Source organism: Halochromatium sp. (genome assembly GCF_046541315.1).
In the GTDB taxonomy this organism is placed as follows: domain Bacteria; phylum Pseudomonadota; class Gammaproteobacteria; order Chromatiales; family Chromatiaceae; genus Lamprobacter.
In genome coordinates this window covers 1-14892 of sequence record NZ_JBKHDN010000054.1, presented here as the reverse complement: position 1 = coordinate 14892, position 14892 = coordinate 1, and the positions used below count along the sequence as shown (strand labels likewise).

Here is a 14892-nt window from a genome sequence, read left to right as displayed (position 1 = left end):
GTTAAACCATGCGGGTTGATCAGCCATTCGTGCGCTCTCCTGTTAAAGTCAAAGGGTTGGACTATGGTCGGCGGATGTTGGATCAAGCTCGTCGAAGCGGGGCTTGCGCGTCTGCAGGGTGACACACTCGCTTGGGTTGCTTGAAAACAACAGGCGCGGCAGAGTCGGCTCTAAAATAGAGCACTCTTCGGGAATATGCAACAGACCGATACGCCGTTAAATCGGTACGCGATCGCTGTCCGGGACAACCTCCTGTAGCCCTATGGCTCAAGGAGCGGATGGCTTGGAGGAACATTTTGGATGAAACATCTTTGCCTGCACGGATGCTTGTGGTGTAAGCATACTCAAGCCTTCTGACTCTTGCAAGCCATGGGCAAGCCATGGGCAAGCCATGCGCCACGAGCGAACCTGGTCGTTTTGCATGCAACACTGTTGTGTATATGACTCTCGGCGGCTCAAACGCCGAGCAGCGTACTATATAATGCCAAGGTCGCGCGCTCTACTTGTTCGGTCGTGAAGGCCTGCTCGGCCAGGCGCCGGCCAGCGTTGCCAAAACGGTGACGCAACCGCGGACACTCAAGCAAATACGCCAAGGCATCCGCCAACGCCACCGGATCGCGCGCGGGCACCAGGAGCCCCGTCTGGCCCGCGATCACCGCCTCGCGACAACCCGGCACATCGGTCGCCACGATTGGCCGCCCCGCTGCTAGCGCTTCCAACAATGCCTTTGGCAAGCCTTCGCGGTAGGAGGGTAACGCAACGATGTGGGCGTCCGCCATCAGTGCAGCGATATCGTGACGATGGCCCAGCCACTCGACCACACCTTCGGCGCACCAGGCCTGCAGTTGCGCGGGCTCGATACAGGCGCGATTGTCTGGGTCGGCCCCGCCAATGAGCAGGTAGCGCGCGCGCACGCCACGCGCGCGCAGCAGGTGCGCGGCGGCGACGAATTCGCCCACGCCCTTGTCCCAGAGCATGCGCGCCACCAGCAGCACCTTGGGGATGCCGGGCGGCTCAGCGATGGGCCGGATACGCCGCACATCGACCCCTGCACCACGGATGAGCACTGCCGCCTGCTCACGCACCAAGCCCCCGGCGAGCGCCTGCGCCCGGTCATCCGCGTTTTCGAACACCACGCGACTGCCCGGCGGGTTGAGCAACCACCGCAGCGCCAGTCGCAACAGGGGGCGCAGCACGCGCGCCAATGCTGTCTTTGAGGTGAACACAAAGCCCATGCCGACCGGGGCATTGATCAGATGACGAACTCCAGATAAGCGGGCCGCGAGCGTGCCATAGATAATCGGCTTGAGGGCGATTTGATGCACCAAGTCAGGCTGGTAGCGGCGATACGCCCGCACGACTTGCCACAGCGAGCGCAGTTCGGTCAACGGATTCAGGCCCCGACGTCGCACCTGCCAGTGGATCGGCACTAGGCCGGCGGCGCGCAGGCGTGCGTGTTCGCCCTCCAGATGCGTCATCACCAGCACCTCATAGCCGGCGCGCTGGGCAGCGCAGGCGCGGGCGAGGAAATGGGAGGCGAAGAACCAGTCGACGGTGACGAGAAACAACAGCCGTGGCGGTCGCTGGTGGGTCAGTGGCGTCATCAGTGGGGTCTTTCGGCCGCTGCACTCGGCGGCGGTGCGGGCGTGATTCCGGCGGCCTCGGCTAAACGTGCGGCGACCATAGGCCCTAGCAACTGCAGCGAATAGCGCGCTTCCACTCGCGCCCGCCCGGCTCGGCCCAGTCGACGTCGCAACGCTGCATCAGCACCCAACCGGCGCAGCGCCGCGAGCCATTGATCGGGGTTGTTGGCGAGCAGTCCAACCGCTGGTGTGGCGATCGCGCGGTTGACGCCCACCGGCGAGGCGATTACTGGCTTACCGCAGGCCAGATATTGGATCAGCTTGTAGCCGCATTTGCCGCGTTCCCAAGGCCCATCGGTCAACGGCATGATGCCCAGGTGCACACCGCCCAGTAACGCTGACTCGGTGCTCGCAGACCAGGGGTGGTGTTCAACGGGGACGTCCATGCTGGGGATCGCCTCGGCACCAATCACCACGAGACGGATCGGCCGCTCGCGAGCCAAGCGTTGCAGCGGCTCAGCGACCAGGCGCAGATAGGCGGCGGTGGAGGGCGAGCCGATCCAACCGATGCGCAGTTCGGCAGCGTCAGGCTCGTCGGACAGTGCGTAATGATCCACATCCAGCACCGTCGGCACCAGAGACACGTTGGGCGCGCCGGCGCGCCGGGCATAGTCGGCCAGGTAGGCATTGCCTGCGGTGACGAGGCGGGCAGCGCGGATCAGCGGCCAGAGGCGTCGGCCAAGCAGCCTGCGCACCAGGGCCGAGCGGTGCGTGTCGTAGCGATGGAAGGTGGCGTCATCGTAATCCACCGCGTAGGGCACGCCCGCCCAGGCGAGCCAATGTTCGAGCACACCGGGCAGGAAGGGAAACAGCTCTTTCTCGACCCACACCAGTTGGGTCCGCCCAAGAGCGACCAACGATCGTAGCCGGCGCCCGTAGGCGCGCAGGATGGTCGGCGCACTCGAGCGCCCACTGGCATAGCGTGCGCGCAGATCCTCATCCTGAAAAAGGGCACTGAACTCGACCTGAAACCCGGCTTGTTCAAGCCAAGGGCGATAGGCCATCAGCCGCAGACGGCTGCTCGAGCCCAGCTCGCCATGGCGGGTGAGCAGTAAGAGCCTTGGCGCCGCCACTGCTTATTTCTTAGCGACCACCACCACCCGGTGACCACGGGTGAACTGTTCGTAATCGTCCGCCTGCGGCTCGACGAAGGCCACCGAGGAAAACCCGGAGGCGGTCAGCAGGTAGCTCAGCGCGGCCTTGCTCGGCACCATGGCAAAGCCGGTCATCCCGCCTTCGGAGCTGTCGGGATAATCCGCGCAGAGGGCGAAGCAGCCTTTGATCTCGCGCTGATTCGTGTAATCGCCGTCCTCGACCTGGCCGAGGAGATCCAGCGGCATCACCTGGGTTTCCAGACAGAGCGTCTCGCCGGTGATGGCGGCGAGCAGGCGGATGAGATTGACCGGGTTTTCGTGGTGATAGAGCAGACCGTAACAGAGCACGAAGTCAAACCGGGTGTGCGGCGCAAAGGCCTCGAGAGAGCAGTGTTGGAACTGGATGCGCTCGGGCGCCAGGAGTGCAGTGATCGCGCGCGCCTTGTCGATGGAGTCCGGGTTTTTATCGATCCCGGTGACGGATGCAAAATATTCGGCGAGCACCAGGGAGTAGTAGCCTTCGTGGCAGGCGACATCCAAGGCGCTCGCCCCCGGTGCCGAGGCGGATGCGCTGTTGCTCAGCGCATGGCGCAGCATCTTTTCGCGAGTGGCGTGAATCTTGCGTACATGGGGCTTCACGCAGGTGTCTGTTTTGCTGCCATCCGGCAAGTCGAACTCATAGAACCATTGCTGCTGTTTGATTGCTTGCAAACGCGGGTCGTTTTCAGTAGTCATGCTTGGGGAAACCCTAAGGTGTTGATCGGGCTGAGCGCCAACGAGAACGCCGGGCTTTCAGTCAGAAACAATGGCATTCCATCATCTCCAGGAAATCAGCCGGCTTTGACGAGCGAGCGCCACTGTTGATAGCCACGGACCAGCCAACGCGCGAGCACGCGGAACCAGGCCTGCTTGCGGAGGCGCCCAACCAACAATTCGGTTGGGTCGGCGGCGAGATGGATGTTGCTGGGTATCGCACGGGGCTTTGGCAGCATTGGCTCGCCGCGTAGCTCGCCGTAAAAGTAGGCGACGCTTTCGGCAACGGCACGCTGCTGCGCGGAGAGCGCGCGCGAGGGCTCGGCGAGGAATCCCTGTAAGGCCTGCTCCAAGCGGTCGATGGACGCTTCCCAGGTCCAACGCGCGGCGGTGGCGCGCCCATTGGCGATCAGGCGCTCGCGCAGCGCGGTATCCTCCAGCAGGCGTTGCACGGCGGCCCGTGCCGCAGGGATGTCGAGAGGATCGACCACCAAGGCGTTCTCGCCATCGACGATGTATTCATCGTAGCCGGTGACACGGCCGACCACCACGGCCCCGCCGCAGGCCATCATCTCCATCGGCGGCCCAAAGAAGCCCTCGACGCGGCTCAGCTTCAGCAGCAGGTCACAGCTTGAATAGATCGCGCGCATCTGATCCATCGGCACCGAGCTGAAGAAGCGATCGCAGCGCCATGCGGGGTCGGGTTTGCCGAACGAGCTGACGCACCAGATCTCGGCGTCGATCTCCTTGACTGCGGCAAAGGCCTCGTACATCCCCTTGTAGGGAAGTCCGATCGCGCCTTCGAGCAGGATGCGCGGCCGGCGACCGCGCGGCGCGAGCGGCTCGCAGGGGTAGAAGATGGAGGCATCGAGTCCGTTGGGCACCAGGGCGGCTTTATGACCGAAATTCGTTTGCAGCCAGGTCCGAATCCAGCGCGCCTCGGTTAGATAATTGAACGGGATGACGTAGGATAGGCGGGTGATGTGTTCCCAACCACTGCCCGGTGGATGAAAGCGGGTCTCGTCGGACTGCACGAAGTAGCCATGCCGCTTGGCCGGTAGCAGGGGTACGCGGGCGGCGGTGGACCAAGAGCTGGCGATGAGGATATCGACCGCCTCTGGATAGTCCGCCAGCGGCAGTACGGGCACGCTTTGACCTGGAAACCAACTCATGTCGCCCAGCCTGCCGTCAACGATCAAGTACACCTCATGGCCGCGTGCCTGCAGGCGCTCGGTGTGCTGGCAGATCACGGCGATGCCGCCCGAGACGCCACAGCCCGGGATGAGGTAACAGATCCTCACCGTGCACCTCCCTTGCACCGAGCCCATCGACGACGCCCCCACTGCTGGCGGATCCAGAGGGCCGCAGATTGTGCGCGACCGGCTGCGGCGAAGGCGGCAGCCGGGGCGCTGACGCTGAAGCGCGGGACTTCTGCGGCTTGGATCTGGCGGAGTAACGCCAGGTAGGAGTCGCGCCCGTCGAGGCAGCTGCGTACGCGCTCGCACCCGGTCGCGGCAATGCGCTGGCGCTCTTGCGGATTGGCAAGGTAGTAGGCGACGGCTTCGTGCATCTGCTGGGGGGATTCCACTTCGATGTAATCCTGACCCGGCCTGAGCAGGTGGTTCGGGGTGATCTTCTCGCTAATCAGCAAAACGCCGCAAGCCATCAGCATCTGCACACGAGGCTCCCAAGAAACCTCGTTCTCAGCATGGACATTAAGGCAGATCCGCGCTTGGTGGACATAATCAACCAGCGGCGCACCCCAGACACCGTGGCAAAGGTGTAGGAACTGATAGCGATGTTTGAGCGGTCCGAAAAACCGCTCGCGATGCAGGGTGCTGCGGCCAATGAAGAAGAGATCCCAGCGCACCGACGGGCTGGATGCCACGTGAGGTATTGGACTTGGCTGGTAGACATTCGTGGCGACCGGGAACGGGAAGGAGCCGGAGCAGTTGAGGCCATCGCGCGCCATCAGCGGCAGTGAGGCGGCCTCGTAGTGGAAGACGTAATCGAAGGGTAACGAGCGGATGGCGCGAAAGTGAAGATAGCGATTGAGGCTATCCCAGGTCATCTGCAACCGGCCGTCGATCAAGCGCGGGAAGGGTTCGCTGGAGAGGGCGATACGCAGGCCGCGCAACTGTTCTAGAACCTTGGCAGGCATCCATTCGCCACGAAAGATGAGATTGTAGTCCGCTTGCAGTTTAAACAAGGGGGTAAAATCGCCGCTCAACAGCATGGGTACAAGCGCTAGTTCGCAGACTTCGACATCAGCGTCGAGCGCGGTTTCGTACGTAAACCGGAAATATTCCGGTTGAGTGACGAACGCGATAGTCGGTTTGGACATGGCGAAATGCAGGGGCAAGTGCTCGATCAAGGCGTCAAGCTGCGCAGTAGCCGATTCTTGAGTCCTCGTGGAATCCACCATTGATCGAATAAGGCCAAGAGCTTTGCCAGTTGCGCGTCTTTTTGTTGCAGCAGGCTGTCTGCCTGGTTGAGAAAGGCCGCTCTATCGGCCAAGAGGGATTGCGCTCTTTCGAGATCGCGTCGCAGGAGGCGGACTAGCTCGGCCTGTTCGATCGGTTGCTCGAACAGGCCGGCGGGCAGGTCTGGCAGTTTCGCGTCCGAGGCCAAGGCGAGCCAGAAGATAGGGGCCGCCAGTCCCGCTTCGCAACTGAGAATGCCCTTGCTGTTGGTGTAAGTCTGCATGGTCGCAGCGGTGCCTTGCGGCAGGATCAGCGAGCCGTGGCAGACACGCTGGCCAAAGTAGCGAACGACTCGAAAGTGAGATTCGACTAGCTGCTTGAATTCGGCTTCATCAAGCTCCTTGACATGATAGGGGTTGGTGGTACCGGGCAGCTCGGAGTAGAAGTAGCGATCGGGGCTAGAGATCAGCAGCAGGCCGTCAGGCTGGAGCACACGTTTGATCTCACGCATCATCTCGGCATGGCGCGCGTGGTGCTCGATGGTCTCGAAGCTTACGACCAGATCGACCATGGCATCCGGCAACGGAATGGCGGCACAGTCGCCGACGAGGAATTGGAGATTGTCGGCTTGGTAGCGCGTGCGGGCATGGGCAATAGAGGCGGGGTCGATATCCACGCCGATCACCTGCGTGGCGCTTTCGGCTAGAGCGGCGGAACCATAACCCTCGCCACAGGCGATATCGAGCACGCGCTGACCCGCGCTGATCGTTTGCGCGAGCAGATACCGATGCCAGTGCTCAAATTCGATAGCTCCTTCGGTACCAGGGATGAAGCGCTCGCCAGTGAATTCGAGCGCTGTGAACGCGTCTGTCATCACTAATCTCCGGTTATCTCCAAGTCGATCGCTTGCATCGGGATGCCGATTAGACCATTGACGATGCTGGTGCTGACGGACTTAAACTGCACGGCGTCGTGAATCCATTGATGCTGTATGTGCTCATCCACCGCGCCATCGGCGACGGCAATATTGACCGAGTAGTCTCCACCCGCCAGCAAGGGCATCAGAAAGGTGAATTGTGCCTTTAGGATCTGCCCGGCTTCAACGGCGATGGGAGTGTCTCGGTAGCTCAGATAGGTGTTGTCACCGAATAGCGCTTGCCCCAGGCGGTCTTTGACAAAGAAGCCGACAATGGGGGAACCCAGCGGGCTATGAGCTTGCACATGCACTACTAATGAAACTTGCTCGCCGCCAACCACCCAGTTAAGCGGTTCACCGGCGGCATCAAAGAAGGCCGCGCTGACAATCTGAGCGCCGCCCTTTCCGAACGAAGGCGCCTCTGGATCAAATTCGAATACCTGTAGGTCGTTGCGCAGATTGCTAGCGTTGAGGAACGCCTGGCGTTGATCCTTCTTCTGTTGCGAGAGCTGCATGGCCTTTGGCTTAAGCTTGGTGGTGGTGCTCTTACCTTGCCGGGCCTCGTAGAATGCCTCAAGGTAGAGGTCGCAGATGTGCTTGGGGTCGCCGGCGGCCTGTATTTTACCCTGCTCCAACCAGATGACGTGATTGCAAAGGCTTTTGACCGAGGCAATGTCGTGACTGACGAAGAGCACGGTGCCGCGCGTCATGAAGTCACGCAGAAAGCGCATGCACTTTTGGGTGAAAAAGGTATCGCCCACGGCCAATGCTTCGTCAATGATCAGGACATCGGCATTGACGTGCGTAATCACGGCAAAGGCGAGCCGTGCCATCATGCCACTGGAGTAGCTCTTGACCGGCTGATCGATAAAGTCACCAATATCAGCAAAGGCGAGGATATCGGCAAAGCGCGCATCAGTATCGGTGCGCGTCATGCCATAAAGCGCGCAGCTCATGTACACATTTTCGCGGCCGCTGAAATCCGGATTGAACCCAGAGCCCAACTCCAGCAGTGCTGCCACTCGGCCGTTCACTTTCAAGCTGCCGGCGGTGGGATTCAGGGTGCCGCAGATGAGTTGCAGGAGAGTGGATTTGCCGCTGCCATTACGCCCGATGATACCGACCGTTTGTGCCCGGCGAACCTGCAGAGAGACGCCTTCCAGCGCCCAGAACTCACGATAGTATTGCCGGCGCCCGCGCGCCAACATTTGCAGTAAGCGATGGTGGGGCTGATCGTAGATTTGGTAGCACTTACTGAGCTGCTCGACCTCGATCATGATCTCAGAGGACATCAGCGAATCCTTTGCGCGTTTTCTGGAACCATGCAAAGCCAAGCGCCGCAATGATCGCGGACACCACAGTGTAGAGACCCCATGCAGGCCAGCAGGGAACTTGGCCCCAGATCAGTACATCACGGCTCATCTCGACCGCAGGGGTCAGGGGATTGAGCTGCATGATCGGCTGATAGGCGTCGGGCAGGCTCTCGACCGGGAAGAAGATGGGCGAGAGGAAGAGCAGCGCGGTGGTCAGCACACTGACGACCTGTGAAATATCCTGGAAATAGACCCCTAAACCCGCGAGAAACCAGCATACGCCTAAGGTGAGGGCAATGAGCGGCACCAGGATCAATGGGAATAGTAAGGCCGTGAGCGGCGGCAGCCCGAATAGAAAGAGGTGGAACAGAAGCCACACGATGAGTCCAACACCAAGGTGAAAGAGGGCTGAGCCGAGGGTGGTGACAGGCAATACCTCTAACGGGAAGACCACCTTTTTGACATAATTTGTGTTAGAGAGGATCAACTTTGGCGCGCGATTGAAGCATTCCGCAAAGAAACTGAAGACCAACAGCCCAGTAAAGAGCACTAACGCGAATTCAGTCTTCGCTTCGCTACCCGTGGACCAGCGCGCCTGAAAGACAACACTGAAGACGAAGGTGTAGATACCGAGCATTATCAATGGAAGGAAAAACGACCACAGGATCCCAAGGATGGAGCCGCGATAGCGCTCGCTGATGTCACGCTGGATTAACAGTGCGATGAGCGCACGGTGCCGCCAAGGGCTGAGGATCATTTCCTGGGGAGATGGCGAGAAAGCCTGCATGCTGGTGAAGTCGGTAAGCTGAGAGGCCCGCGCAACCGCAAGTTGCAATAAAGCCAAATTATTTATTCTATCAAAGAAAGGCAGACTTCACAGTCCGAGCCATTGGTTGACTATTTCTGCACCACACCGACAATCCGCTCGCCATCGACGACGACGAGCAGGGTGATGTGATGCGCGTCCATCAACTCAAGCGCGGCGCTCATGCTGCTGTCGACGCCGATGGTGATGGGATCGGGGGTCATCAGGGCCTCGGCGCTGAGGCCGAAGAAGCTCTCGCGGTGGGCCTGCAGCGCGCGGCGGAGATCACCATCGGTGATGATGCCACGGATCTGGGCTTGCCGCTCGGCCACCAGCGCGATGCCGAGCTGGCCCTGGGTGACGCAGTGCAGCACCGCATCGGCGCTCGCGTCTAGCGCGACGAAGGGTAAATTGTCACTGCACATTTCGTCGCGCACCCGCTGTAGCAGCCGGCGACCAAGACTGCCGCCGGGATGAAAGCGGGCGAAGTGGTGGGCCTGGAAGTCGCGCGCCTTCATCAGGGCGACGGCGAGCGCATCGCCCATGGCCAGCGCGGCGGTGGTGGAGGCGGTGGGCGCGAGCTGCAGCGGGCAGGCCTCGCGCGCGACCCGCACCGAGAGGTGGAGCTGGCAGTGCTTGGCGAGGGTGGAGCAATCATTGCCGGTGAGCGCGATGATGAGGTTGCCGTTATCTTGCAGAAACGGCAACAGCTTGACCAGTTCCTCGGTCTCGCCGGAGTTCGAAAGCGCCAGAAAGACGTCCTCCTCGGTGACCATGCCGAGGTCGCCGTGAAAGGCCTCGCCAGGGTGCATGAAGAAGGCCGGGGTGCCGGTGCTGGCGAGAGTCGCGGCGATCTTCTTGCCGATGATACCGGATTTGCCCATGCCACAGACGATGACGCGTCCGGTCGCCGCGAGGATGGCATCGACGGTCTGGGCGAAACGCCCATCGAGATTCGCCTCCAGTCCTGCGATGGCCTCGGCCTCGATGCGTAACACCTCGCGCGCGATGGCGGCGTGATCCTGGCTCATTGTGCTGGTTTCACCCGGCGCGGCATCCCGCGCGGCACCTTCGGCCTCGAATCTGGCTGCGCTTGCCATTCCGGCACCAGTGCGCGCAGGGCCTGCACGAGGCGTGGCGTATCCGCCTGTTCGACCGCTGCCCGCGCTTGCTCGAGGGCGGCGGCGACTTCAGCGGGCACGATCGACGCGCGGCGCGCGGCGCGGATCTTCGCATGCTCGGTCGCGAGCAGATCCTCGCGCTCGTAGAACAGCTCCTCATAGAGCTTCTCGCCCGGGCGCAGCCCGATGTATTCGATGCGAATCTCCCGGTCCGGTTCACGCCCCGCAAGCCGGATCATCTGCTCGGCGAGGTAGCGGATCTTGACCGGCTCGCCCATGTCGAGCACGAAGATCTCGCCGCCAGTCCCGATCAGCGCCGCCTGCATGATCAGTTGGCAGGCCTCCGGGATGGTCATGAAGAAGCGCTCGATCTCGGGGTGGGTCACGGTCACCGGTCCGCCCTGCTCGATCTGGGCTTGGAACAGCGGCACGACGCTACCGGCGGAGCCGAGGACGTTGCCGAAGCGCACGGTGATGAAGCGGGTGCGCGAGCGCTGCGCCCGCGCCTGGCAGATCACCTCGGCGGCGCGCTTGCTGGCGCCCATCACATTGGCCGGGTTCACCGCCTTGTCGCTCGAGATCAGGACGAAACGCTCGCAGCCATGGCGGTCGGCGCAGTCCGCCACCGTCTCGGTGCCGAGCAGATTATTGCGCACCGCAGCGCGCACCTGCGTCTCCAGCATCGGCACATGCTTGTACGCGGCGGCGTGGAAGACCGTCTGCGGTCGCTCGCGCTCGAAGAGTCGTTGCATCGCCACCCGATCGGTCACGTCCACCAGATAGAGGCCAAAATCGGGCGCGTCGACCCGGCCCGCCAGTTCCAGATCGAGACGATACAGATTCAGTTCGCTGTTGTCGGCCAACAGCAGGCGCTTGGGTCGCGCGGAGACGATTTGGCGGCAGAGTTCCGAGCCGATGGAGCCGCCGGCGCCGGTGACCAGGATGACGCGATCGGCGAGGCCGGCGCGGATCGCCGCCCAGTCCAGCCGCACCGGGTTGCGCCCGAGCAGGTCGTCGATCGAGACCGGCCGTAGCTGATTGATGGTGATGGCACCGGACAGCAGGGTCTTGAGCTGGGGCACGGTACGAAAGGGCTTGCCGCTGCGCTCGCAGAGTTCGACCAGGCGCTGCATCCGGGCATCGCTGGCGGTGGGCACCGCGAGCATGATCAGGTCGATGCCGAGCGACTCGACCAGCGCCGGGATCTGCTCCGAGCGCCCCCGGACCGGCACGCCGTGGATGTCGCCGCCCTGGCGGCGTAGCTTGTCGTCGACGAAGGCGACCGGATTGTAGCGATGGCTGCGGTCGCGAAGCATGTCGCGCACCAGCATCTCGCCGGCGCGCTCGGCGCCGACCACCAACACCCGCGCGCCGGGCCGCAGCCCGAATTGATGGTCCTTGAGGCGGCGATAGAGCAGCCTGGGCCCGGCCAGGCCGATGAGCTGGAAGAGCAGGAACAGCGGCGGCACCGAGCGCGGCAGGAACTGGTTGCGGCTGAGCAGGAATAGGCTCAGCACGACCAGCAGGGTGGCGACCGTGACGGCCTGGGCGATGCGCGTCAGATCCGGCAGCGAGGCGAAGCGCCAGACGCCGCGATAGAGGCCGAAGGAGGAGTAGACCAAGGCGCAGATCAGCATCACCAACGGCAGCAGCTCCCAGGCGGCGTCCCAGAATTCCATCGGCACCGCGCCGAGGTTGAAGCGCATCCAGTAGGCGCCGATCCAGGCGATCGGCACCCAGAGCAGATCATGCAGGAAGGCAAGAAAGCGCGAGCGCAACCGCTCGACCCAGCGCGTCATCATCGCCGTACCTCAGCCGCGCGCGAGGCGCTCGGCCAGGCTCACGCGCAGATGGATGAGGACGAAGATCAACGCCCAGCCGACGATCAGCCACCATTGCTCGGTGCTGTCGAGATGCGGCGCGGCGACGGCGCTAGCAGCGGTGGCGGCGATCAATGCCAGCGCTCGGTGCAGGGTGCGGCGATGGCCCCAGCCGGCCAGCACCAGGCGCTGGTAATGATGCGAGCGATGCGCCTCCCACGGGCGCTCGCCGTTGACGGCGCGCCGCAGCAGGGTCCAGGTGGCATCGACGATGAAGGGCGAGAAGATCAGCCAGCCGAGCCAGAGCGGGAACAGGCCGGCGCGCGCGCCCCACAGGCTACAGCCGGCGGCGAGCAGGCCCAGGCTGGAGGCGCCGACATCGCCGAGGAAGATCCGCGCCGGCGGCCAGTTGCCGGTGAGAAAACCGGCGGCGGCGGCGGCCACGGCGGCGCAGCAGACGGCGAAGACCGGATCGCCGGCACCGTAACCGAGCAGCGCCAGCGCGGCGAAACCGAGCGCGGCCATGCCACCGGCGAGCCCGTCCATGCCATCCATGAAGTTATAGAGATTGATCATCCAGACACTGTAGAGGAGGCTGAGCGGCAAGGCGAGCAGGAGCGGCAGCGCGAGGTCGGCCCCCGGCAGTCCAAGCTGATCCCACCGCAGGCCGCCGAACCAGAGCAGGAGCGCCGCCAGCAGATGCACCAGCAGCCGCAGCCGCCGCGAGACGCCAGCGCGATCATCCCAGAAGGAGACGGCGGCGACGAGCAGCAGCGCGGCACCGAGCCAGGGCAAAGGCGAAGGCCTTGCGGTCACCGCGCCGGCGAGGGTCGATGGCAGCGCCGCTCCAGCGCCGCCGAGGGATGCGACGAACCCCTCGACCCTTCCGAGCACCGCGAGCAGCAGCCCCGTCAGCAGTCCGCCCAAGAGCCCGCCCAAGAGCGCGATACCGCCCGTGCGCGGGATCGGGCTGGCATGCAGGGAGCGCTCGTTGGGGTGATCGAGTACTTGCAACAGCGGGAGACGGGCGCGCACGAGCAGCGCGGTCAAGGCCGCGCTGAGGAGGAAGGCAACCAGGGCAACGACGGCCAGCGGGAGCAGGCCGTCGCCGGTACTGACGCCGGCACTGGCACTGACGCCGGCGCCGGCACTGGCGCTGGCACTGGCGCCGGCAATGACAGATGCTCCGGCTGCGGAACCAGTCTCGCCTCCGATAACGCCGGCAACTCCGGCGATAGCGTCGGCAGGGACATCGACCCCAGCTGCGGAGCCCGCCTCGGCGCCGATGGCGGCGCTGACTACGACCGTCACCCTGTTTTATGCTCCGGGTCGCATCAGCTTTGCCTCGACCGCAGCGCGTTGCTCGGCATCGAGCAGCAGCTCGATGAGCTGCAAGGCAAAATCCATCGCCGTGCCCGGACCGCGCGAGGTGACGACCTTGCCGTCGATGACCACCGGCTGCTCCAGCAGCTTGATCTCGGGATAGCGCGCCGCGTCGATGGCGCCGGGGAAGCTGGTCGCCGAGCGGCCGTCGAGCAGCCCGGTGCTGGCCAGCACCATGGGCGCCGCGCAGATGGCCGCGCTCCAGCGATCGGCGGCGGCCTGGCGGGCGAGCAGATCGTGGACACGGGTATCGCGGTCGAGGTGGGTCGCGCCCGGCTGGCCGCCGGGTAGCACAATCAGATCGAAGTCGTCCTCGGCCACCTCGTCGAGATCGACGTCGGCGACCAGGACCGTGCCTCGGCTACAGGTCACCGGACCCGGCTCGAGGGCGGCGGTGACCACCTCGAGGTCGGCCCGGCGCAGCAGGTCGATGAGGGTGACGGCCTCCAGTTCTTCGCAGCCAGGGGCCAGCGGGATGAGCACACGTGGCATCGTTAGCCTCCGAATGATAGCGGTTTGCTCAGGGTTCCGACTATTATGAGGCAGTTGCGCGGCTGAGACGATCCCGAGCCAAGAGGGGGCCACGAGCCCCAAGACGTCGCTGTGGCGCGTCGGACCGCCTCCTGCCTACCCGACGCGTTCGGTGGTCAGCGTGCGCCACCCGTTCGACAGCGACCCCAGCCTACGAGACACCGGCTGGGTGCAACACTTCAGTCCACCCTCGACGAATACGCGCGTCGCGTGCATGCCTTCCTCAGATGCCCATGCGTACTGCACGCTGATGGACGGCACCCTGATCCGCTCGGAAGACGTCGTCGCCGACCCCAGCACCGTCCGGCAACGCCTCTGCCAGGCGCTCGCGCTCAGCGACAATCCAGGCTTTATCGACACCTTCGGAGCGGGTACAAATTATCCTGAATAATCCATTGGAGTCGCGTCGACGTTCTCGAAGATCTCATCAACGCTGAGCGTGAGATCCAGGGAGCTGAACCGGCAGTCGCCCTGCGCTAGGTAGTAGTCGCGCAAAAGCCATTCGCACTCGCCGGTGCGCCGGTAGCTCTCGATCCGGCGCGCACGCACATCGACCAGGGCGTATTCCTGAAGGTCGGGGAGCGTTCGATAAGCGGCAAACTTCTCGCCGCGATCAAAAGCGGCGGTGGTCTCGGACAGCACCTCGATGAGCAGGGTCGGGTGCTCCAGGTAACGCTCGGCCGCGTGATCACGCGGGTCGCAGGAGACCATGACATCCGGGTAGAAGAAGGCATCGACCGCGCTCACATGCAGCTTCATGTCGGCGATGTAGGCCTGGCACGGACCGCCGCGCAGGCGCTGTTTAAGCGCAGCGGCAATATTCAGCGCTACAACCACATGCTCACGCCGCGCACCAACCATGGCGAACACCTCGCCCTGGAAAAACTCATGTTTCTCGGGTTGCTGTTCTTCCCAGCTGAGATAGGCGGCGTGGTCGAAGGGCGTTTCCAAGGCGGGTTGCGACATGATGGTTTCCGGTGGTGGACTGTTCGTGAGTTTAGCGGTTACGCTCACGCCCTTTCCACTAGTACCCCGTTTCAGCCTATGTTGCAAAGACAGTTGGTTAAGAGTCTCTCTTCATCCAGGTTCA

The 14892-nt window shown here is 63.3% G+C and carries 14 protein-coding genes; 1 reads left to right on the top strand and 13 read right to left on the bottom strand.

Annotated features, from left to right (window positions below; all coding sequences use genetic code 11):
- Window positions 1-455: 455 nt before the first annotated feature.
- The 12 genes from ACLFQI_RS05760 to ACLFQI_RS05705 form a co-directional block, all read right to left on the bottom strand.
- On the bottom strand, window positions 456-1604 hold the full coding sequence (locus tag ACLFQI_RS05760; RefSeq protein WP_410757928.1) for a glycosyltransferase family 4 protein: 1149 nt from the start codon (window positions 1602-1604) through the stop codon (window positions 456-458).
- Window positions 1604-2716, bottom strand: coding sequence for a glycosyltransferase (locus tag ACLFQI_RS05755; protein WP_410757927.1), 1113 nt, complete (start codon window positions 2714-2716; stop codon window positions 1604-1606). Before ACLFQI_RS05755 ends, ACLFQI_RS05760 begins: the two co-directional genes overlap by 1 nt.
- A gap of 3 nt (window positions 2717-2719) precedes the next feature.
- A complete protein-coding gene (locus tag ACLFQI_RS05750; protein ID WP_410757926.1) occupies window positions 2720-3448 on the bottom strand; it encodes a class I SAM-dependent methyltransferase in 729 nt (242 codons plus the stop codon).
- Window positions 3449-3567: 119 nt separating this feature from the next.
- Window positions 3568-4791: a glycosyltransferase family 4 protein gene (locus ACLFQI_RS05745; protein WP_410757925.1), complete on the bottom strand. Its 1224-nt coding sequence runs from the start codon at window positions 4789-4791 to the stop codon at window positions 3568-3570.
- Window positions 4788-5864 (bottom strand): glycosyltransferase, encoded by a 1077-nt coding sequence (locus ACLFQI_RS05740; RefSeq protein ID WP_410757924.1) that lies wholly within the window; start codon window positions 5862-5864, stop codon window positions 4788-4790. The genes ACLFQI_RS05745 and ACLFQI_RS05740 overlap by 4 nt, the downstream gene beginning before the upstream one ends.
- Window positions 5861-6787: a class I SAM-dependent methyltransferase gene (locus ACLFQI_RS05735; protein WP_410757923.1), complete on the bottom strand. Its 927-nt coding sequence runs from the start codon at window positions 6785-6787 to the stop codon at window positions 5861-5863. Before ACLFQI_RS05735 ends, ACLFQI_RS05740 begins: the two co-directional genes overlap by 4 nt.
- Before the next feature lie 2 nt (window positions 6788-6789).
- The gene (locus tag ACLFQI_RS05730) at window positions 6790-8121 is read right to left on the bottom strand and encodes an ABC transporter ATP-binding protein (RefSeq protein WP_410757922.1); all 1332 of its coding nucleotides are present in this window, start codon (window positions 8119-8121) and stop codon (window positions 6790-6792) included.
- Window positions 8111-8986, bottom strand: coding sequence for an ABC transporter permease (locus tag ACLFQI_RS05725; protein ID WP_410757921.1), 876 nt, complete (start codon window positions 8984-8986; stop codon window positions 8111-8113). Before ACLFQI_RS05725 ends, ACLFQI_RS05730 begins: the two co-directional genes overlap by 11 nt.
- A 53-nt stretch (window positions 8987-9039) precedes the next feature.
- On the bottom strand, window positions 9040-9978 hold the full coding sequence (locus ACLFQI_RS05720; protein ID WP_410757920.1) for an SIS domain-containing protein: 939 nt from the start codon (window positions 9976-9978) through the stop codon (window positions 9040-9042).
- Complete coding sequence (locus ACLFQI_RS05715; protein ID WP_410757919.1) at window positions 9975-11867, bottom strand: polysaccharide biosynthesis protein; 1893 nt, start codon at window positions 11865-11867, stop codon at window positions 9975-9977. The genes ACLFQI_RS05720 and ACLFQI_RS05715 overlap by 4 nt, the downstream gene beginning before the upstream one ends.
- A 12-nt stretch (window positions 11868-11879) precedes the next feature.
- Window positions 11880-13199, bottom strand: a complete 1320-nt coding sequence (locus ACLFQI_RS05710; RefSeq protein WP_410757917.1) for a glycosyl transferase — start codon at window positions 13197-13199, stop codon at window positions 11880-11882.
- Between the two features lie 6 nt (window positions 13200-13205).
- A complete protein-coding gene (locus ACLFQI_RS05705) occupies window positions 13206-13763 on the bottom strand; it encodes a DJ-1 family glyoxalase III (protein WP_410757916.1) in 558 nt (185 codons plus the stop codon).
- A gap of 253 nt (window positions 13764-14016) precedes the next feature.
- Between ACLFQI_RS05705 and ACLFQI_RS05700 the strand changes: the two genes are divergently transcribed.
- A complete protein-coding gene (locus tag ACLFQI_RS05700; RefSeq protein ID WP_410757914.1) occupies window positions 14017-14193 on the top strand; it encodes a hypothetical protein in 177 nt (58 codons plus the stop codon).
- Here the strand turns inward: ACLFQI_RS05700 and ACLFQI_RS05695 are convergent.
- Entirely contained in the window at window positions 14181-14768 is a 588-nt protein-coding gene (locus ACLFQI_RS05695; protein ID WP_410757913.1) for a Uma2 family endonuclease, read from the bottom strand. The two genes, ACLFQI_RS05700 and ACLFQI_RS05695, sit on opposite strands and share 13 nt — an antisense overlap.
- Between the last annotated feature and the right edge of the window lie 124 nt (window positions 14769-14892).

Excerpts from the sequence above, each read along its gene's own strand:
- ACLFQI_RS05715 (WP_410757919.1), bottom strand. The coding sequence starts at position 11,867 with ATGACGCGCTGGGTCGAGCGGTTGCGCTCGCGCTTTCTTGCCTTCCTG.
- ACLFQI_RS05705 (WP_410757916.1), bottom strand. The coding sequence starts at position 13,763 with ATGCCACGTGTGCTCATCCCGCTGGCCCCTGGCTGCGAAGAACTGGAG.
- ACLFQI_RS05700 (WP_410757914.1), top strand. The coding sequence starts at position 14,017 with ATGCCTTCCTCAGATGCCCATGCGTACTGCACGCTGATGGACGGCACC.
- ACLFQI_RS05720 (WP_410757920.1), bottom strand. The coding sequence starts at position 9,978 with ATGAGCCAGGATCACGCCGCCATCGCGCGCGAGGTGTTACGCATCGAG.
- ACLFQI_RS05695 (WP_410757913.1), bottom strand. The coding sequence starts at position 14,768 with ATGTCGCAACCCGCCTTGGAAACGCCCTTCGACCACGCCGCCTATCTC.
- ACLFQI_RS05760 (WP_410757928.1), bottom strand. The coding sequence starts at position 1,604 with ATGACGCCACTGACCCACCAGCGACCGCCACGGCTGTTGTTTCTCGTC.
- ACLFQI_RS05730 (WP_410757922.1), bottom strand. The coding sequence starts at position 8,121 with ATGTCCTCTGAGATCATGATCGAGGTCGAGCAGCTCAGTAAGTGCTAC.
- ACLFQI_RS05735 (WP_410757923.1), bottom strand. The coding sequence starts at position 6,787 with ATGACAGACGCGTTCACAGCGCTCGAATTCACTGGCGAGCGCTTCATC.